Raw genomic sequence first — 19,533 nt, 5'->3', positions numbered from 1 at the left:
CCATGGGAGGAGTCTGCAATGTTTACTATATTATAAATTTAACAATATAGTAAATAATATATATATTTAGTAGAAATAGGATATTGGCTGACGATATATTTATTGGAGTGTAAAAAAATAGAAAGAAGGGTTATGGATGAAAAGAACTAGGCTGCTAAAAGCTATGATTCTATTAATGATATTGCTATCTTTTTCAGCAGTAAATAAGGTGGAAGCTGCCAATAAGCAAACATTAAGCACAGGTACATATAAGGTAGGAAAAGATCTTTCAGCTGGATTAATAAAGTTTACTCTTTCGAAAGGTGAGGCACTTATTTATTTGACAAAAAATGGAGCGAATGAGACCTTATATGAAGAACTAAGCGATGATAAGGAGTATGGTCCTAATCACTTTACAGCAAGATTGAACGACGGAGACAAAATAGAAGTATCATTGTATGAAGATAGCGCTCCATTAACAGTACAAAAATTAGCAAAAATCGATGCAAATAAAGTAGAAGCTGGCTATTATGAGATTGGTGCCGATATCCCAGTAGGAACGTATAATTTACAGATTGACCGGCCATATGATGAGTATGATACAGCATATATTAGTATTTTTGACAGCAAATATCATGAAAAAGAGGCATTTGATTTTTATCAGGAAAGCGGGTCCTTTGCTTATAAATTTTCAAAGGGGGATAAAATTTATATTGCTTCTTTAACGGGAACGATGAGCTTTAAAGAAAAGATTCTTATTCCTCAGAGCATTACGTTAAGCAAGTCTCATCTATCTTTAATGGTAAATAAAACAGCCAAGATTACAGCAACTGTTAATCCATCTACTGTCACAAATAAAAATGTCAGCTGGTCAAGCAGTAACCCAACTGTTGCAACAGTGGATGCTAGCGGCAACATTAAAGCACGTAAAGCTGGAAATACAACGATTACAGCAACAGCGAAAGGCAATATGTCTGTAACCAAAAGCGTAAAGCTGACAGTCAATAATATTGTGCCGACTGGGCTAAAGGTAAGCAAATATTCATTGAATATATCGAATAATCAAACAATAAAGGTAACGGCAACTATAACTCCAACCGAGGCTGCTGATAAAACCGTTTTATGGAAAAGTTCCAATATAAAAGTGGCAACAGTAGATGCCAAAGGAAATATTAAAGGAAAAGCAACTGGATCTGCTACTATTACAGCAACAGCAAAGGCTAATGGGAAAATTTCAAAAAAAATAGCAGTAAAGGTTTCTGCTAAGACAGTAAAAGTAAATAGAAAAAGCTTATCCATAATAGCAGGCAAGACAGGGATGCTGTCAGCGACAGTAACTCCTTCTGATAGTACAGATAAAACTGTGAAATGGAGATCTAACAATACAAAAATAGCAACGGTAGACAGCAAAGGAAAAGTAACGGGCAAGACAAAAGGTACCACAACTATTATTGCTTCTGTTAAAGGTGCAAAGGAAGTAAAGATAAAAGTAACGGTTACATCACCAATTCCAGCAAAATCAGTAAAAATAAATAAAAAGTCCGCTACCTTGATTAAAGGAAAAACACTAACATTATCAGCAACAGTAAGTCCAAGCAATACAACAAATAAAACGATAAAATGGAAATCTTCCAATGCAAATGTGGCAAAAGTAGACAGCAAAGGAAAAGTAACAGCTGTAGGTGCGGGAACAGCCAAGATTACTGCTAAAACTGTTAATGGCAAAACTAGCAGTATGGCCATTAATGTACCTTATACGAAAAGCTTAAGTGCGGGCACATGGAAAGCAGGTAAACACCTTCCAGCAGGCCGCTATAAAATTACAACAAATTCAGGAAGCGGCAATTTATTTATTGCTTCTGGAACTGATCATTTTGTAAATGAAATTCTTTCAAGTGAAGATGATGGTTTTGGTGTAATGGTTGTTACAACAGATATCAAGTCAGGAGATAGCGTTGAAATCTTAGGATTAAATAGCGTGCAATTTACTCGCGTTTCACATGTTAAATCCAATACATTGCACGCTGGATATTGGACAGTCGGCAAAGATATCTCTCCTGGAAGATATAAAATAACAACACCAAAGGGATCGGGGAATTTAATCATTTACAGACAGGATAATTTGCTTGTAAATGAAATTCTTTCAAGCACATCAGATAATTATACTGTTAGAAGTGTAACGGCGACATTAAAGTCTGGAGATAAAATTGAAATTTCTAGTTTAAATAAGGTGGTCTTTACAAAAAAATAAGATAACAATAGATTTTGAACTAGTTTTTCTTCTTAAGAGATTAACTAGTTTTTTAATATTATATGGTTTAAGCTTTTATAAATATTTATATCTTGGAATAATAAAAAGGAAGGCAAAATGACTAGTTTGCCTCCTTTGTAATTTGAGATATCCTAAGTAAGATTTATGGCAAAATATTGCCTGCTGCACGATAGATACTATACCATTCTTCTCTTGTAAGATTGATTTCACTTGCCTGACAGCATTCTTTTAATCGATTAATATTCATGGTGCCAATAATAGGCTGCATATTTGCAGGGTGGCGCAATAGCCAAGCGATAGCAATAGTTGTATTGCTTGCATTATATTTGTTAGCGATTTCATCTATTTTTTGATTTAATTCTGGAAACTTATCGCTGCCAAGAAATACTCCTTCAAAAAATCCATATTGGAAAGGAGACCAAGGTTGAATGGTAATATCATTTAATCGGCAATAATCAAGAATGCTTCCATCACGGTTGATTGCTGATTCATTTTCCATATTTACATTAATTCCATTAGAAATCATATTGGCATTTGTAATGCTTAATTGTAATTGGTTTGCAACTAATGGCTGCTTTACATATTTTTTAAGCAATTCTATTTGCATGGGATTTTGATTGGATACGCCAAAATACCTTACTTTTCCAGAATTTTCAAGAATATCAAAAGCCTCTGCCACTTCTTCAGGCTCTACTAATGCATCTGGACGGTGAAGAAGCAATGTATCCAGGTAATCTGTTTTTAGTCTTTTTAATATTCCATCAACGGATTCCAAAATATATTCTTTTGAGAAGTCGAACATTCCATTGCGAATGCCGCACTTTGATTGCAGAATGATTTTTTCGCGGATATCTGCATTCATGTTAATAGCATCTGCAAAGATTTCTTCGCATTCACCCCCGCCGTATATATCTGCATGATCAAAAAAGTTTGCACCTTCTTCTAAAGCTGTTTGCACAAAATGCTCTGCTTCAGCTTTTTCAAGCGAGTTAATGCGCATACAGCCAACCGCAACAACAGGTATTTCTAGTGTACTGCTTCCAAGCTTTATTTTTCTCATTATTTATTCCCCTCCAATTTATAAAATATATGTATGGGCTGAGGGATATGATTCTATGGATCCATCAACCAATAACTGAAGTTCTCTCATATATGTTTTTTCTTAGTTGGATATGCTATACCATGTTATTTTGACATATAAGTAGGTTTACTTCAACTATTAAGAAAGGGGTTTCAATTGCTGTCTATAAATAGAGAATCAGGAAAGGAGCAATAATAATCTTTATTCGAGATAGCAATAAAAATATTCTTTAAAATAATCCTGTCAAATTTATGATTAGGTATGGGAGTTTCAGCTTTATACAATAAAGTAATGATTGTCTAAAAATTTATTTTTTCGGGTATAACACAACTATCATTATTTGATCTATCAACTAGGGGGTATAGCAATGAAATGGCAAGGTAGACGGAAAAGTTCCAATATAGAAGATCGCCGAGGAAAAAGCATAGGCGGGAAAGGCATTATTGGCGGTGGGATTGGAATAGTTATTGTTGTTATTATAACTTTAATGGGAGGAAACCCTGGAGAGTTATTAAATAATTTGTCTTTGTCTGATTCAGGCAGCGATACTTCTTATGAAGAAACAGCCGAGGAAAAAGAACTAGCAGAATTTGTCTCCGTTGTTCTCGCTGATACAGAAAAAGTATGGAAGGAAGAATTTCAAAAGGATGGACTTTCTTATAAAGAACCTACTCTTGTTTTGTATACGGGGAGTGTTGATTCTGCCTGTGGGACAGCTGGTTCATCGGTAGGCCCCTTTTATTGTCCAGGTGATCAGAAACTGTATATTGATCTTAGCTTCTACCAAGAGCTGCAGGATAAATTTCAGGCACCAGGAGACTTTGCAATGGCATATGTAATTGCCCATGAGGTAGGCCATCATGTACAGACTCTTCTTGGTACATCGGATAAGATTATGCCTTTGCGCTCAAAATTAAGCGAAGAAGAATTTAATAAGTATCTTGTTCGTTTTGAACTGCAGGCAGATTATTATGCTGGAGTTTGGGCAAATCATGCACAAGGAATGGATTTGCTTGAAGAGGGAGACTTAGAGGAGGCATTAACAGCAGCGACAGCGGTTGGAGATGATACGCTTCAGAAGAAAGCACAGGGATATGTTGTGCCAGAAAGTTTTACACATGGAACTTCAGAACAAAGAAAACGTTGGTTTTATAAAGGGTTTCAATCTGGAAAAATAGAAGATGGAGATACGTTTCAAGCAAAAAAACTATAATGTTTTATGGCTTGTTTAAAAACCCCCTAAATTCATATGTTGTTTAGGGGGTTTTTTGATACATATATGTCCAAATTTAAAAACGAATAGACAGGCCTGATTATTTTTGTATTTTAAATTTTCTTATATGTGTTTGTAGATCTTCTGCCATTTGCGATAAAGATAGGGAGGAAGAAGCGATTTCTTCTATTGATGCTAGCTGTTCTTCGGTTGCGGCAGACACTTCCTGGCTATTGGATGCAGTTGATTCTCCAATTCCTGTAACATAGTCTATTGTTTGTATTATATGTTCTGAGCCTTCTGCCATTTCTTGAACAGCGGTTGAAACTTCTTGAATTTGCTGTGTAACTAGCTTAATGGAACCTTCAATATGAGCAAATAAATTTCCTGAATCGTTTATGATATGAATTCCTTCAGATACTTCTTTTGTAGCAGAATTCATGGATAAAATAGCTTTATTTACCTCTTCTTGATTATGTTTTATCAGTTCAGCTATTTGTTGAGCAGAGATAGCAGCTTGTTCTGCTAACTTGCGCACTTCATCTGCAACTACGGAAAACCCTCTGCCATGTTCACCAGCTCTTGCGGCTTCAATAGCAGCATTTAATGCTAAAAGATTTGTTTGTGCTGAAATATTTGTAATTACATTAATAATCTCATTGATTTCCATTGAACGATTTCCTAGTCCTGCAATAATGGTTGATAAACTTTGAACATTTTGCTGGATAGAATTCATCTGTTGAATAGCAGTATGAATGGATTTATCCCCTTCTGCAGCTTTTGTAGATGTTTCGCTAGCGCTAGCAGCAACTAGTTGAGCGTTATTGGCTATTTGATTTATTCCTGCAGCCATTTTATTTATAGTAAGAGAAGTCTTTTCTATATTCGTGAATTGTTTTTCTGCATTTGCTGAAACTTCTTGTATAGAAATGGTGATTTGCTCAGCAGCTCTACTTGTTTGTTCAGAGCTTGCAGATAGTTCTTCGGATGTTGCCGCTACATGATCCGCATTTATAGAAACTTGTTGAATAATATTTTTTAAATTAGCAGCCATTTTATTAAAAGAGCTTGCAAGATCACCAATTTCATCCTTGTTTTGTATATTGATTTTATCCGCAGTTAAATCGCCATCTGCTATTTTCTTGGCAGCTGTATTCACGATAATTATTGGTTTTGATATAATTTTGGCAGTATAAAAGGCAATAAGGAACCCAATAAGGATGGCAGCGATACTTAATAGCAGCACGATGTTTAAAATAGAATAAACATTATCGGTTGTTGAAACGCTTTCATTATCCAAGACGGCTTGTTGATAATTAGTTAACTCCTCTGCTTTCAGACTAAAGCGCTCAATCACTTCCTTGCCTTGTCCTGATATAATTGCTGCATATTCCTCTGTTTTCTTTTCTTGTTTTAGTTTAATTGTTTTATCAGCAATTTCCTTATATTCTTTTTCAATTTGATTTAATTGAGAAAGTAATGTTTTAGCTTTAGGGTGTTTAATTATTTTACCTAAGGCATTGCTTTGATTCATATATTCTTGTGCTGCACTTTGATATTTGTGAAGTGCCGTTTCATCCTCAGTTAGAAGATATCCGCGTAAACTGGTTTGTTCATCTTTAACTGTGATTTCAAGGTCTTTAATCATGGATAATTTTTTTGCTTTGTCATTAATTAATTCTGTATAGGTTTTGTCTACAACAGTGATCTGATAGTAAGAGATACTTGCTAATGCCGCTAATATCAGCAATATGATAGAAAAACCAAGGTTGATTTTTTTCTTTATCGTCCATTTCATCCTCTTCATCTCGCTATTCTATATAGTAATTAATAATGCATCAATATCATAAACTTGCTTTTGAAGTTGGAAGAATCCGCAAGGTGTCCACTAATGCATTAAAATAAAAAATATTCATCAATCTGTTGGCTTTTGCATTAGTCCTATATGTTGGTTCCCAACTTCTGAAGGAGTTTGCTTTTATCAAACTATTAAGTTATAAAGAATATACAATAGATGGTTTTAAAAAATGTGGAAATTAGCTAGTTTTCCTTATAGTTCTAATGGAATGATTTTATTGAAAATAAATACTAATATATGTAAATTATAGCATGATAAAATAGGTTTAAATACCTATTTGTGAATTGTGCACAGAAAGTTCATAATTATTGAATGGGTATCATTGGAAGTCTATATAAACGATACATGAATTTACATAAACGACAGAAACTAAAGGAAATATATTATTTTTAGGAGTTTTTAAATGAATAAAATCCTGAAACCCTATTATTTACAGGCAGTCGAACGCACTCAAAAACTTATTTTAGAAGATGTTGGTCGTTATTTGGAGAAACAAGATACAATGCCTTCTTATAATCAATATATTTTGGATAGAGAAGAGTATATTAGCCAAATATGGCTGAATACATGGATTAACACAGCAGCAAGCCATACTTCCAGCGATGAAAAAAAGCAGTACTTAGAGGAGAATGGTATTTCTATAGAAGGAATCCCGAAAAAAAAGCTAAATCAATTATTTCGCGCGCAAATTAGAGAAGTAAAGCCGTATGCTTTTCAACAATGGCTGGATGAATTTATTTCGGAGGAATCTTGCAGTTGGAAACAAATATATACAAATGCTAGAGAAGGGTATCTTGAGCGCAAGGAACAAGTAGAGCAGCGAGAATTGAGGGGGAAGTTAGAGAGCAAGTTTGAATATTATATGGAAAAGCAAGTTGGAAAACAATATGAAGATATTTATCTTTATATACGCTACTTGGTTGGAAGCCATCTTGCTGTTGAAATTGAAAGGTATGGGATTGTTTTATCTTCTTCTGAGCTGTTATTTGAAGAGTATTTATATAATGAAATGGAATTGCCTTATAATAAATTTCATTTTATAGAGGACAGAAGTGAAGCATATGCAAGTCTTATACAGAATTATTTAGTAGACTTTTTGCCTAATTGGTTAAAGAATGAATTGCCGCCGCGTTTGCTCGATGAATATCAACAAGTTTATCAGCATACTATGCCGAATGCCTATTTGAAAGAAGTGGGATATGGCATATTTACAGATATAACGTTTGAGTTAATAGATGATTTGCTTGAAGAACAGCTAAAAGACCTTCTAAAATTAATCGATATTCCATTCGATAGGGAAATACATCGGGAAATATATGAAAGAGATATCGCTAGAAGAGAGCAGAAGGCTTTTGAAGATAAAGAAGAAAGAAGGCGGCGTCAAGAGGAAGAGGCAAGAATGATTGATGATATTTTCGGAAGAGAATATTATCCCCCAGCAAGCAGAAACATTCATTATATTCTTCATACAGGGGAAACAAATACAGGGAAAACGTTCCAAGCCTTATCCAGAATGAAGAAAGCAAATAGTGGTTTATATTTAGCTCCTTTACGGCTTTTGGCATTAGAGGTTTTTGAAAAGTTAAATGAAGAACAGGTTCTGTGCTCCTTAAAGACTGGAGAAGAGGAAAAGCCGGTGATGGGGGCCATGCATCAATCGAGTACAGTAGAGATGTTTCATGAGAAAGATTTTTATGAAGTAATTGTCATAGATGAAGCGCAGATGATTGCTGATAAGGATCGTGGTTTTTCGTGGTATCGAGCTATTACAAAAGCAAATGCAAAAGAGGTTCATATTATCTGCAGCCTTCATGCTAAAGCTATGATTTTGCAAATTTTAGGCGATTCTCATGTTGAAGTGCATGAGTATAAGAGAGATATTCCATTAGAAGTGGAGACGCAAACCTTTCATTTAAATCATACTAGAAAAGGAGATGCACTTGTTTGCTTTTCCAGAAGAGGGGTGCTTGAAACAGCCGCGGAACTTCAAAAAACAGGACGTCAGGTCAGTATGATATATGGCAGCATGCCTCCAGAAACTAGGAAAAAGCAAATGGAGCGATTTATTAATGGTGAAACATCGGTTATTGTATCAACAGATGCAATTGGAATGGGACTAAATTTGCCGGTCAGGCGTATTGTTTTTCTAGAAAATGATAAATTTGATGGCATAAGGCGAAGATTGCTTACCTCTCAAGAAGTAAAACAAATAGCAGGAAGAGCGGGCCGCAGAGGAATATACAATATTGGCAAAGTGGCTTTTGCAACTGAGCAAAGAAAAATGAAACAGTTGTTAGAAAAGGAAGATGAAAGTATAGAGGGATTTACCATTGCGCCGACACAGGCAGTTCTAGAAAGGTTTCAAAAATATTCGAATAAACTCAGCTTGTTTTTCTATTTATGGGATCATTTTAAGAGTCCTGAAGGAACAAAAAAAGCTACTTTATCCGAAGAAAAACTATTGTACGAAAGTATTGTGGGGACAATGATAGAAGCAAGGCTCTCTTTATATGACTTATTTAGCTTTTTGCGACTTCCGTTTTCCACAAGTGAGCCTACATTAAGAAGTCAATGGAAAAGGAATATGGAAGCTATTGTAGAAAATCATGAGTTGCCAGAGCCGCATGTTAAAGGGACGAATCTCGAAGAATTGGAATTATCCTATAAAGCAATTGGGCTTCACCTTTTATTTCTTTACAGATTAGAGAAACGGACGGAAGCCTATTATTGGGAAAGAGTGCGAGAAGAAATAAGTGATAAAATTCACGAGCTGCTGAAGTCAGGGATAAAAAGCCGCAAAAAAACTTGCAGAGTTTGTGGGAAAGAACTGCCAGCGATGTTTAGATATTCGATTTGCAATGAATGTTATTTTGCAAAATAGTGATAAGCAGTAGGAATCTAGAATATTTAGATCTCTACTGCTTTATTTTAAGAAAACGAAAGAGATAGACTTTCAATGATTTTTTTGTATAACTTTATTAAGAGAAAATTAAGAATGAGTTGCTAGCATCTTTCTATATAAAATAAAGGCTGTTTTCTCAAAGTTTGTTGTTTTTAACAGAAAAAAACATAGGGAAAGTAAGTCTCGAGCAGCCTGCATATATGGAGACTACTGTGGGAAAGCGGGAAAGACGATCCTGCAGGCTGCTGATTTTAAAGGCCACAATCTATACAAAAACAGCCAAAATGAAAAAAATCTATAAAAAATGTTTGCATTCCTTTTATATGGGGTAATAAAAGATGGGTTTATGCGATTTATTCTCTAATAAATATATGCATGTCCTTGAAAAGAATAGCATTTATAAAAGGAACTTAAAGTATAGGTGCAAAAAAAATTGGCTAGGCTGTTAAAAATAGAGTATGTAAAAATTTATTATTAGTTTATAAATACTCAATTCCCTAGTATTAGAATCTAAAGTATAAAAGCTTTTAAAAAGTCAGCTCAGCAAAACAGCATATGGGAATTCAGAAAGGAGCATTTTTTACATGAAAAATATTATAATACGCGCAGGAATGTCACCATTTGATACGTTTGATGCCCCTCACATTCTTTTAAACAACTCAATTGGAGGAAATGTAGGAAACCTTGTTTATCAATACAGTGTTTTTCGTACATTGATGACAGAAGATACTGCTATTGCGCCTGATTATTATGACTACGATCCAAAATATGCAGATGAAATCAATGAAAAATACGATTGCTACATCATTCCATTAGCAGATGCTTTTCGCAAGGAATTTGTTCCATCATTGCGTAAGTATACGGCACTAATAAAAAAATTGAAAATTCCTGTAGTAGTTATTGGTGTAGGATTGCGTGCACCCTTTGAACCAAAATTAGATGAGGGTTTCCCTTTTGATCAAGATGTAAAAGATTTTGTCCGCGCAGTATTGGAGAAATCAAGTACTATTGGTCTCCGAGGAGAAATAACCTCCCAATATCTAACTAGATTAGGATTTCGCGAAGGGATTGACCACACTGTAATCGGATGCCCTTCTATGTATACTTTTGGAAGGGAATTAAAGATAAGAGAAACAAATATAACAAAAGAATCAACGGTTTGCGTAAACTCATCAAGACTTTCGCCTAAACATGTTTTAGATTTTATTACAAGAGGAATGGAAGAGTTTCCTAATCACTATTTTATTCCGCAATGGTTGAAAGAGCTAAAGCTTACATACTTGGGTGCGCCTTCTATTGCAAAACCGAGCAGTAATTACCCTGTGAAAATGTCTGATCCAACTTATATGAATAATAGAGTTCGATATCCATTAAATGTTCCTGGGTGGCTGGATTTAATGAAACAAGCTGATTTAAGTTTTGGAGCTAGATTACATGGTAATATCGCTGCAACAATTGCTGGAACACCTAGCATTATCATTCCAAAAGACGCCCGTATGCGTGAATTAGCTGAATATCATCAGCTGACATATGTGTGGGCAAATGATATTACAGAAAAAACAACACTGTCTGAGCTGATTGAAAAAAGCGACTTCCAAAAACCAGCTAGAAGACAAGGAAAAAACTTTGATAACTTTATTAATTTCCTTAATAAAAATAATTTAAACCATATTTATAAAGACACCCTTTCGCCAAGCGCTGTTCCATTGGATAAAAAAATAGCGGAAACTAAGCTGCAGCCAGTTGTTTCTCCAATAAGCGGATGCGGTTTGGAAGAGATAGTAGCAAGGTGGGAAAAATATCATCCAGAAGACGACAGCAAAGAAAAAACAATTAAAAACCTGCAAACTAAGTTGGCAGAAAAAGAAAAAGTGATTAAAAAACACCAAGGCACTATGAATAGAAAAGCAGTAAAATTGGCTTTAAAAACAGCTAATATGTTCAGCTTTAAATAAATGGATGCATACAAAAGCAGTTGTTATCTTAAAAGGTAACAGCTGCTTTTTAATTGTTGGAATCAATGTATAAAATAATGCGCTCACATATTTTTCATGTGTGAGAAGCGAGTCGCTAATAGATGAGCTCGCCTGTTTATTATGTTGCACCCAATCAATAAAATAGTCGATTATTTAGTTTATAAAGAGTTGGTTCCCATTCTCCCAATTTTTCGATGCTGACCTGTCATATATTCAATAATTTTTTCTGTTGGATCCCCATTTCGATTCTATTCTCCTATCTAAAACTTTTGTATCCATCAGGAACCGTGATATATCCACTATATGAATAAAATTTCCTGCGATAAATCTTCTGATATAGTCAGGATAGGGGAATCTATTTTGGGCTTCAGGAAAATCAATAGAGATAGGCTTATCTATGTAAACAGGGGTCCATTTTTCAGCAATTTCAAAATGAGCATCCGGAGCGGTACGGACAAATGCAGCATCAATATCCATTTTTTTAGTTCATCCAATATTTTTTTTTTGGTATTCGACATTTTTCTGATAGATGATAAATAGTCTCCCTGTTCCTGATCTTTCAGAGAGAACTGGCAAATAAGGCTTTCTCGTCATATTGCCTAATCCGATAATTCCATATTCCCCCGTTCTTATTAAAGGTAAAAATTTATTAATGATACACTATTAGAAAAGAAATGTTCAATTCGTGATAAAGTTTTATATTCTAAAGTAGTGAAGCGGGAAAGATGAACAAGGAATACGGCTCCATTTAATAATAGGGAAAAATGGAATAAATAGGTTGATATACATAATGGAGCGGATGATGTTCTTTTTTTATTCCAATTGGTATACTATTAATATAATTATTAAATGATTACGAGAAGGCAGGAAGATAATGAAGAATAATAGGAAAGTAGGAATTCGCTCAAAGATTACCTTTGGCTATGTGGTTATAATTTGCTGCTTGCTTGCATCGGTTATTATTATTAATAGTCAAATTAAATCCTTGCAAAAGGAAAGAAATTATATTATTAATCATGATTCCAAAGTTCATGAGCTGACCAACAATATAGAAAAATATATGCTGGATATGGAAACGGGGCAACGTGGTTTCATTATTACAGGAGACTCAACTTATTTAGAACCATATAACAAAGCCGAGGAAAATTGGAAACTGGATTATAATAAGCTTATGAAACTATTAAAGGATAATCCAGATCAACAGAATAATTTAAAAGAAATTAGAACAACGATAGAACATTGGATAACAACTGCTGGCGAACCGACGATACAATTAAAAAGGGAAAATGATGAGAAAGGCCTTCAAGAATTTTTTCTAACAGACAATGGTCATAAAGATATGGAAATGATGCGCAAGCAGTTTAATGCTTTTCGCTCTGAAGAAAAGGCGGCTACTCAGGAAAAGGCGGCTCAGTTAGATAATAGAAATAATATAGTCACAATTGGTTTAATAGGAATTATTGTGATTGTGTCTGCTATAGCAATTATTGCTGCCAATATTATATCTAAATCTATTGTTAATAAAATAATGGAAGTGACAACAGCGATTAAGAGTATTGCAGCATCAAGCGGGGATCTTAAAAGAAGGATTGATGTAAAAACAAATGATGAAATAAAAGAACTTGGACAAGCAACGAATCAGTTATTGGATAGCTTTGAAAAACGTGAATGGCTGCAATCCAATCTTGCTGAAGTAGTTACAAAATATCAAGGTATATCCTCTATACAAGTATTAGCAGATACGTTTCTTAAAGAAATGGCAAAAATGACACAAGCATCATTTGGGGCATTTTATGTTCGTGAAAAGAATGATCAAAGGAACACTTTTGTTAAGAGAGCAAGCTTTGCAGATTCAGATTATACATCAATTGGGCGGGAAAGTTTTGTTTTGGGCCAAGGATTAATCGGGCAATGTGCAATAGAAAATCGGATTCTTTTATATAAGGAAATTCCCGATGATTACCGTTTTATTGAAACGGGCTTAGGCAAAGTTGCTCCAAAGGGTATTTTAATGGCGCCGGTATTATTTGAAGATGAAGTTATAGCAGTTATTGAACTTGCAACCATAAAAGAGTTTACAAAATTGCAGCAAGAGCTAGTAGAAGAAATAATAAGAACTTTTGGATTAACCATCAATAGTATAATGGGCCGTATGGAAATTATTCGATTGTTAAATGAATCAAGAACAATGACAGAGGAATTGCAGGCACAGTCGGAAGAATTGCAGACCCAGTCAGAAGAGCTGCAAACTCAGTCAGAAGAACTGCAAGTGCAAAAAGAGGAATTGCTTGCTATTAATGAGCAGCTAGAAGAAAGAACAAAAGATGCCGAAGCAAAATCAAAAGAGCTGGAGCGAGCGAAGGAAGAATTAGAGGAAAAGGCGGAACAGCTCACCTTAAATTCCAACTATAAGTCAGAATTTCTGGCAAATATGTCCCATGAGTTACGAACACCCCTTAATAGTATTTTGATCTTATCTGAATTACTGGCAGAAAATGAAAATGAGGGGTTATCTACAGAAGAGACAGAATATGCTAAGGTAATACATTCCTCAGGAAAAGATCTCCTTTCATTGATTAATGATATATTAGATCTTTCTAAAGTAGAAGCTGGAAAATTGGATATTCAATTTGATGAAGTGAATATGGATGAGTTGCCATTAGTGATGGAAAGAAACTTTTTGCCAATAGCAAAACAAAAAAACCTAGAGTTTAAGGTCATAAAATCAAAAGATGTGGAAAATATTTTTTATAGCGATGAAAAGAGATTTTTACAAATAATTAAAAATCTGCTTTCAAATGCATTTAAATTTACAGAAAACGGTTCTGTATCATTAAATATTAAAAAAATGGGTAAAAGTGGAGTAACCAATGGAATGCAAAATATCAGCTCAAATTGGCTGGAAATTGCAGTGGTAGATACAGGCATAGGCATACCGAAAGAAAAGCATAAACTAATCTTTGAATCTTTTCAGCAAGCTGATGGAGCAACAGTTCGCAAATATGGAGGAACTGGCTTAGGATTATCCATTTGCAGGGAGTTTGCTAAACTTTTAGGAGGCTGGATTTCTTTAGAGAGCCAGGAAGGCGCAGGAAGTACCTTTACGCTTATAATCCCAAGTCTGCCAAATGGTTTTCCAGAGGAAAAAGAAATAGATGCTGCTTATCTAGAAGCAGGTGCATCTGAAATAACAGCAGAAAATGCTAAAGCGGAAATTTATGCGCAAAAAGAGGAAACATTGCAACTATCTATAAATGAGTATGATGAGTTTACGGGGAAAAAGGTTTTAATCGTGGATGATGATTATCGAAATATCTTCGCATTAAAAACGACCCTTGAAAAAAGAGGGATGAATATTCTAGTAGCTCGGAATGGAAATGAATCTCTTGATATTATTAAAGATACAAAAGATATTGATGTAATTCTTATGGATATTATGATGCCAAATATGAATGGTTATGAAGCAATGTCCAAAATAAGGACATCAATGGGATTGACTGATATTCCAATTATCGCTTTAACTGCAAAAGCAATGAAAAATGATCGGGAAAAATGTATTGAGGCAGGAGCTTCTGATTATATTAGCAAGCCATTAGATTTAGATCAATTATTTTCTGTTCTAAGAGTATGGTTAGCGAATTAAGGAGAAATTGGATGGATAATGAAGAATACTTGAAGCAAGGACAGGATAACGAAAATACGAATATAGAGGTAGACCTGTTGCTTGAGGGAATTTACCGCTTATCAGGATTTGATTTTCGAGAGTATAACCGATCCTCCATATCTCGTCGAATCTATTATCGAATGAAGTTGGAAAATATTTCAACAATTTCCCGATTATTAGAAAAAATTATTCATGAAAGAAGTTTTTTGGAACAAATTCTTAATGATTTTTCGATTAATGTAACGGAAATGTTTCGCAATCCTAGCTTTTTTAAAGCATTTCGAAAAGAAGTGATACCAAAGTTGCGGGATCATAAAGAGATTCGAATATGGCATGCTGGCTGTGCAACAGGCGAAGAGGTATATTCTATGGCGATTCTTCTTGAAGAAGAAGGTTTGATGGAAAAAGCGGTTATTTATGCAACAGATATGAATGAGCATGTTTTGCAAAAAGCAAGTTTGGGTGCATTTCCTTTAAATAAAATGCAGGCATATACAAAAAACTATATTCTTGCAGGGGGAGCAAATGCTTTTTCTGAGTATTATAAAACCGATCAACAATATGCGTATTTTCATGAATCATTGTTAAAGAATATTATCTTTGCACAGCATAATCTTGTAACTGATCAGTCTTTTAATGAATTTCATGTGATAATATGCCGTAATGTACTTATTTACTTTACCCAGTCTTTGCAAAATAAAGTTCAAAAGCTTTTTTATGAAAGTCTAAGCAAAGGTGGTTTTTTAGGGTTAGGAGATAAAGAAACATTGCGATTTGCAGATGTAATGCCACATTATAGAGATGTAGCAGAAAATGAACGCCTTTATCAAAAAATATAGCAAAAGGGTCTGTCCCCTATAAGTGAAAGTTTTTAACTTATAGGACAGGCCCTTTTTTCTATTGAAAAAGTTATTTTGTTGTTGCTTGGACAAGCAACACACACATGTCGTCTGGTTGATCCTTCTGCTGCTCGGTAGTCAATAAATTATCGATTACACAAGTTGTATGATTTAATTTTTTTGATGCAATGGATCGGATTCGCTTCTCTGACTCTATCTCGCAAGGTCCCATTGCCTCCAGAACTCCGTCTGTATACAATAAAATTTGGGCATCCTTTGTAAAGGGAATAATGGACTTTTGAACAGGAATTTCATCAAAGAAGCCGACTGCGCAGCCACCTTGATCTAGAGCAACTACTTCTTTTTCATCAATAAGAACAAATCCAGGAGGATGACCTGCATTTACATATTCAATCGTTTTTTCTTCCGTATCTACCAATAAATAAATAGCAGTAAAATAATAGGATAGGTCTTGTTTTTCATTTTTTAATAAAGCCATATATCGGTTTAATTCAGTGATAACAAGCTCTGGATCGGCCAGTTGTTTAATGGATTCTCTTAAAACAGAAGAAATGAACATGCAAACAAGCGAGGCAGAAATTCCATGTCCCATCATATCAAGGAGTATAACGGCGTAACGATGATCATTTATTTTATGCCAATAATACATATCTCCTGCTAAATTAAAGGAAGGAAGATAGGATACATCGATTTGAATGTTTTTCTCGTGTAAAGGTGTGCTTAGTAGACTTCTTTGAACATGTGTGGCTAAATCTAGTTCATATTGAATTTTTTTCTCATGTTGAGTGTGCCAATCTAATTCGGCCTTTAAACGGAGGGCAACACGTATTCGTGCAAGAAGTTCCACTTTGTTAAGCGGTTTTGTTATATAATCTACGCCCCCAATATCCAGCGCCTCTGCCAGTTTATTTTTATCTTCAAGAGCTGTGACGAAAATGACTTGGATATCTTTTAATCTGTCGTGCTCTTTAATGCGTTTGCATGCTTCGATTCCATCTATTTCTGGCATCATAATATCTAATAAAATTAAATCCACTGGAATATAGGAAGATGTATATGTGTCAAGCTGCAAATAATCAAAAAGTTCAAAAGCAGAATGAAGAGATACACAATCAGTATAGCCTGCACTTTTTAGTGTTTTTTCCATTACAAATAGATTGACAGGATTGTCATCTACAAGAAGAATAGTCATAATTATAATAACTCCTTATTCTTTCCTTAGTATTGACGATTTTTAGCAAATGCTAGGATTATTATGTATTGATAGATAGAATTGTTTTTAAAAATCTATTTATATTATATTATACAAAAAATCAATCTATACCTGTAATTTAATGATTGAGATAGGAAGGAGTTTAGTGAAAAGGGGTATAAAGTAGCAGATTAATAACGAGGATATTGGATTTTCTGTAAATAAAAGGATGGATCTGAAAGATTTAATTAGAAAACCAAAAAAGAGTAGTAAACCTGCCCTTTTTTGGTTTTAGGTTTCTAAATTAATATACTTTATCTCCGTTAAAGATAGAGTTTTTAACTACCACATAATCAACATTGCGGATAGATTCCAATTTATTGCCTCCAGCATAGGAGATAGAAGATTGAAGATCTTGTTCCATTTCTGTTAATGTATCTTGAAGAGCACCTTTATGCTCTACAAACATTTTTTTGCCTTCCACGTTTTTCTTTTCGCCTTTTTGGAACTCAGATGCAGATCCGAAATATTCTTTGAAAAGTTTTCCATCTTTTTCGAAAGTTTCACCTGGAGATTCTTCATGTCCGGCAAATAAGGATCCGATCATCACCATAGAAGCGCCGAATCTTACAGATTTAGCAATATCACCATTTGTGCGGATACCACCATCTGCAATAATTGGTTTACTTGCTGCTTTTGCACACCAGCGAAGTGCTGCTAATTGCCAACCGCCAGTACCAAAACCTGTTTTAATTTTTGTAATGCAGACTTTGCCAGGTCCAATTCCTACTTTTGTAGCATCTGCTCCGGCGTTTTCCAACTCTCTTACTGCTTCTGGAGTACCAACATTACCTGCAATAACAAAACTTTCAGGCAAGTATTTTTTTATATGTTTGATCATCTCGATAACTGCATTAGAATGTCCATGCGCAATATCAATTGTAATATAGTCTGGAACAAGTCCTTCAGCAGCTAATTGTTCAATAAATCCATATTCTTCTTCTTTTACGCCAACGCTAATGGAAGAGTAAAGTTCGCGTGCTTGCATATCTCTAATAAATGAACTTCTTTTTTCAGGCTGAAAACGATGCATAATATAAAAGTATCCATTTTCAGCTAAATAAACAGCAACTTTTTCGTCAATAATTGTCTGCATATTTGCAGGCACTACTGGTAGTTTAAATGTATGTTTTCCTAAAGTTATGCTTGTATCACACTCTGAACGGCTATTAACAATACATTTTGCCGGAATTAATTGAATATCTTCATAATCAAATACATTATCCATGAGTTTGCACCTCTAAATACGAATATTTTTTGTTTGTTCATTTTAAATGTTCGTCCCTATGGTAATTTACATCATTTTTAATAGGATGTCAAAGTTTTTTAACTATTATGTAAGATAAAAAATCACACCAATATAATGAAGGCGCGATTTATAAGGTAAAGATAATTTTTTCAATTTTGGTGATGAGAAAATGTTATTTACAGATATAATTTGGGATTTTAAAAAAACAAGGTAATGCGCTTTTGATTTTTATGAAAAAACAATACAATCATGTTTGCCCATTTATTGTTGACCCGGATCTTTCTCAGTTAATTGTGTAAAAAAAGAGAAGTTTGTTGTGATTACATTAGAAAGTGTATTGTCTGGTAATCGTATGGCATATACGGTAGAAAAATTGGCAAAGGGATTTTATCCAGAGCTATTTAGATGATAAAGGAATTTTACGGATTTGGGGAAATAGAGTGCAGTGCCCAATAAAGGGCGCTTTTTAATATTTATCCGGCAGTAACGAGCAGTAAAACCCCTACTGTTTGAAGTTTCACTTTATTAAGTATAATAATAAAATTTCACTTCCACTTTTGCTTGTAGCTGTAATTGTCCTGCTTCTATAGATGTAGAGGCCCCAGCTAGTGCATTTGAAGGCGCAAATGCTTTATAGGCGATAGGGGAAGCATGCTCTGTCTGTTGCTCTAAAATTTTAGCAGGCACTGAATCTAGGTGGACCTTTAAATCTTCAGCAATAGTTTGAGCTTTTTCCAGTGCATTGTTTAATGCCATTTTTAAGGCAGTATTATAATAAATATCCTTATTTTTTATAGAAAAGTGAATATTTGATATACTGTTAGCACCATTTTTTGCTGCTGTATCTATTACGCTTCCTGTTTGACTGATATTTTCTATTGTAATAGACAGCAAGTGTTTTACTTGGTATCCTCGAAATTGTTGAATATTATCAATGAAATCATATTGAGGATAAATGGAATAATCAGCAGTTTGAATATGCTCCTTTGAAATTCCTTGATTTAGTAAGGCCTTGGTAATTTGCTGAATCAAGCTAGCATTTTTTTGCTGTGCTTTAGTAAGTTCAGTATCCTCATTTACAACACCTAATTGTATGCTCGCAATATTTGGCTCTACTGTAATATGGGAGCTTCCATAAACAGTCATATAACGCTTTTTTGTTTGATTGCCTTCTCTTATAAATGGATAATGCATATTTTCTTCTCCTTTCCTATACAAATTATTCTA

General features: G+C 34.4%; 12 protein-coding genes. 6 read left to right on the top strand and 6 right to left on the bottom strand.

Annotated elements, in window-relative coordinates; translation table 11 throughout:
* Positions 1-136 precede the first annotated feature (136 nt).
* Positions 137-2,230: an Ig-like domain-containing protein gene (locus NCCP28_RS15970; protein WP_248562418.1), complete on the top strand. Its 2,094-nt coding sequence runs from the start codon at positions 137-139 to the stop codon at positions 2,228-2,230.
* Positions 2,231-2,393: 163 nt separating this feature from the next.
* Here the strand turns inward: NCCP28_RS15970 and NCCP28_RS15965 are convergent, their stop codons facing one another.
* A complete protein-coding gene (locus NCCP28_RS15965) occupies positions 2,394-3,311 on the bottom strand; it encodes an aldo/keto reductase (RefSeq protein ID WP_248562417.1) in 918 nt (305 codons plus the stop codon).
* A 388-nt stretch (positions 3,312-3,699) separates the two neighbouring features.
* Here NCCP28_RS15965 and ypfJ point away from each other — a divergent pair, with 388 nt between their 5' ends.
* Positions 3,700-4,545, top strand: a complete 846-nt coding sequence (gene ypfJ, locus NCCP28_RS15960; protein ID WP_248562416.1) for a KPN_02809 family neutral zinc metallopeptidase — start codon at positions 3,700-3,702, stop codon at positions 4,543-4,545.
* A 100-nt stretch (positions 4,546-4,645) separates the two neighbouring features.
* On the opposite strand, the gene NCCP28_RS15955 is transcribed toward ypfJ, so the two are convergent.
* Entirely contained in the window at positions 4,646-6,343 is a 1,698-nt protein-coding gene (locus NCCP28_RS15955) for a methyl-accepting chemotaxis protein (RefSeq protein ID WP_248562415.1), read from the bottom strand.
* Positions 6,344-6,806: 463 nt separating this feature from the next.
* Between NCCP28_RS15955 and NCCP28_RS15950 the strand changes: the two genes are divergently transcribed.
* Both NCCP28_RS15950 and NCCP28_RS15945 read left to right on the top strand, forming a co-directional pair.
* Positions 6,807-9,284 (top strand): DEAD/DEAH box helicase, encoded by a 2,478-nt coding sequence (locus NCCP28_RS15950; RefSeq protein WP_248562414.1) that lies wholly within the window; start codon positions 6,807-6,809, stop codon positions 9,282-9,284.
* 605 nt (positions 9,285-9,889) lie between these two features.
* On the top strand, positions 9,890-11,260 hold the full coding sequence (locus tag NCCP28_RS15945; RefSeq protein WP_248562413.1) for a polysaccharide pyruvyl transferase family protein: 1,371 nt from the start codon (positions 9,890-9,892) through the stop codon (positions 11,258-11,260).
* A 234-nt stretch (positions 11,261-11,494) separates the two neighbouring features.
* Here the strand turns inward: NCCP28_RS15945 and NCCP28_RS15940 are convergent, their stop codons facing one another.
* A complete protein-coding gene (locus tag NCCP28_RS15940; protein ID WP_248562412.1) occupies positions 11,495-11,758 on the bottom strand; it encodes a hypothetical protein in 264 nt (87 codons plus the stop codon).
* Between the two features lie 397 nt (positions 11,759-12,155).
* Here NCCP28_RS15940 and NCCP28_RS15935 point away from each other — a divergent pair, with 397 nt between their 5' ends.
* Positions 12,156-14,924 carry a CHASE3 domain-containing protein gene (locus NCCP28_RS15935; RefSeq protein ID WP_248562411.1) on the top strand — a complete coding sequence of 923 codons (2,769 nt, stop codon included), beginning with the start codon at positions 12,156-12,158 and terminating at the stop codon, positions 14,922-14,924.
* Between the two features lie 11 nt (positions 14,925-14,935).
* Complete coding sequence (locus tag NCCP28_RS15930; protein WP_248562410.1) at positions 14,936-15,784, top strand: CheR family methyltransferase; 849 nt, start codon at positions 14,936-14,938, stop codon at positions 15,782-15,784.
* A 70-nt stretch (positions 15,785-15,854) separates the two neighbouring features.
* Here the strand turns inward: NCCP28_RS15930 and NCCP28_RS15925 are convergent, their stop codons facing one another.
* The 3 genes from NCCP28_RS15925 to NCCP28_RS15915 all read right to left on the bottom strand — a co-directional run bounded on the left by NCCP28_RS15925 (position 15,855) and on the right by NCCP28_RS15915 (position 19,500).
* The gene (locus tag NCCP28_RS15925; protein ID WP_248562409.1) at positions 15,855-16,997 is read right to left on the bottom strand and encodes a PP2C family protein-serine/threonine phosphatase; all 1,143 of its coding nucleotides are present in this window, start codon (positions 16,995-16,997) and stop codon (positions 15,855-15,857) included.
* Between the two features lie 304 nt (positions 16,998-17,301).
* Positions 17,302-18,285 (bottom strand): GMP reductase, encoded by a 984-nt coding sequence (gene guaC / locus NCCP28_RS15920; protein WP_248562408.1) that lies wholly within the window; start codon positions 18,283-18,285, stop codon positions 17,302-17,304.
* A 546-nt stretch (positions 18,286-18,831) separates the two neighbouring features.
* Positions 18,832-19,500 (bottom strand): SIMPL domain-containing protein, encoded by a 669-nt coding sequence (locus NCCP28_RS15915; protein ID WP_248562407.1) that lies wholly within the window; start codon positions 19,498-19,500, stop codon positions 18,832-18,834.
* Positions 19,501-19,533 lie beyond the last annotated feature (33 nt).

It is taken from the genome of Niallia sp. NCCP-28 (assembly GCF_023168165.1).
Lineage (GTDB): Bacteria > Bacillota > Bacilli > Bacillales > Cytobacillaceae > Niallia.
The sequence above is the reverse complement of the archived record's forward strand: the minus strand, read 5'-3'. Positions and strand labels throughout refer to the sequence as shown.

Excerpts from the sequence above, each read along its gene's own strand:
- NCCP28_RS15970 (WP_248562418.1), top strand. The coding sequence starts at position 137 with ATGAAAAGAACTAGGCTGCTAAAAGCTATGATTCTATTAATGATATTG.
- NCCP28_RS15965 (WP_248562417.1), bottom strand. The coding sequence starts at position 3,311 with ATGAGAAAAATAAAGCTTGGAAGCAGTACACTAGAAATACCTGTTGTT.
- ypfJ (WP_248562416.1), top strand. The coding sequence starts at position 3,700 with ATGAAATGGCAAGGTAGACGGAAAAGTTCCAATATAGAAGATCGCCGA.
- NCCP28_RS15955 (WP_248562415.1), bottom strand. The coding sequence starts at position 6,343 with ATGAAATGGACGATAAAGAAAAAAATCAACCTTGGTTTTTCTATCATA.
- NCCP28_RS15950 (WP_248562414.1), top strand. The coding sequence starts at position 6,807 with ATGAATAAAATCCTGAAACCCTATTATTTACAGGCAGTCGAACGCACT.
- NCCP28_RS15945 (WP_248562413.1), top strand. The coding sequence starts at position 9,890 with ATGAAAAATATTATAATACGCGCAGGAATGTCACCATTTGATACGTTT.
- NCCP28_RS15940 (WP_248562412.1), bottom strand. The coding sequence starts at position 11,758 with ATGGATATTGATGCTGCATTTGTCCGTACCGCTCCGGATGCTCATTTT.
- NCCP28_RS15935 (WP_248562411.1), top strand. The coding sequence starts at position 12,156 with ATGAAGAATAATAGGAAAGTAGGAATTCGCTCAAAGATTACCTTTGGC.
- NCCP28_RS15930 (WP_248562410.1), top strand. The coding sequence starts at position 14,936 with ATGGATAATGAAGAATACTTGAAGCAAGGACAGGATAACGAAAATACG.
- NCCP28_RS15925 (WP_248562409.1), bottom strand. The coding sequence starts at position 16,997 with ATGACTATTCTTCTTGTAGATGACAATCCTGTCAATCTATTTGTAATG.
- guaC (WP_248562408.1), bottom strand. The coding sequence starts at position 18,285 with ATGGATAATGTATTTGATTATGAAGATATTCAATTAATTCCGGCAAAA.
- NCCP28_RS15915 (WP_248562407.1), bottom strand. The coding sequence starts at position 19,500 with ATGCATTATCCATTTATAAGAGAAGGCAATCAAACAAAAAAGCGTTAT.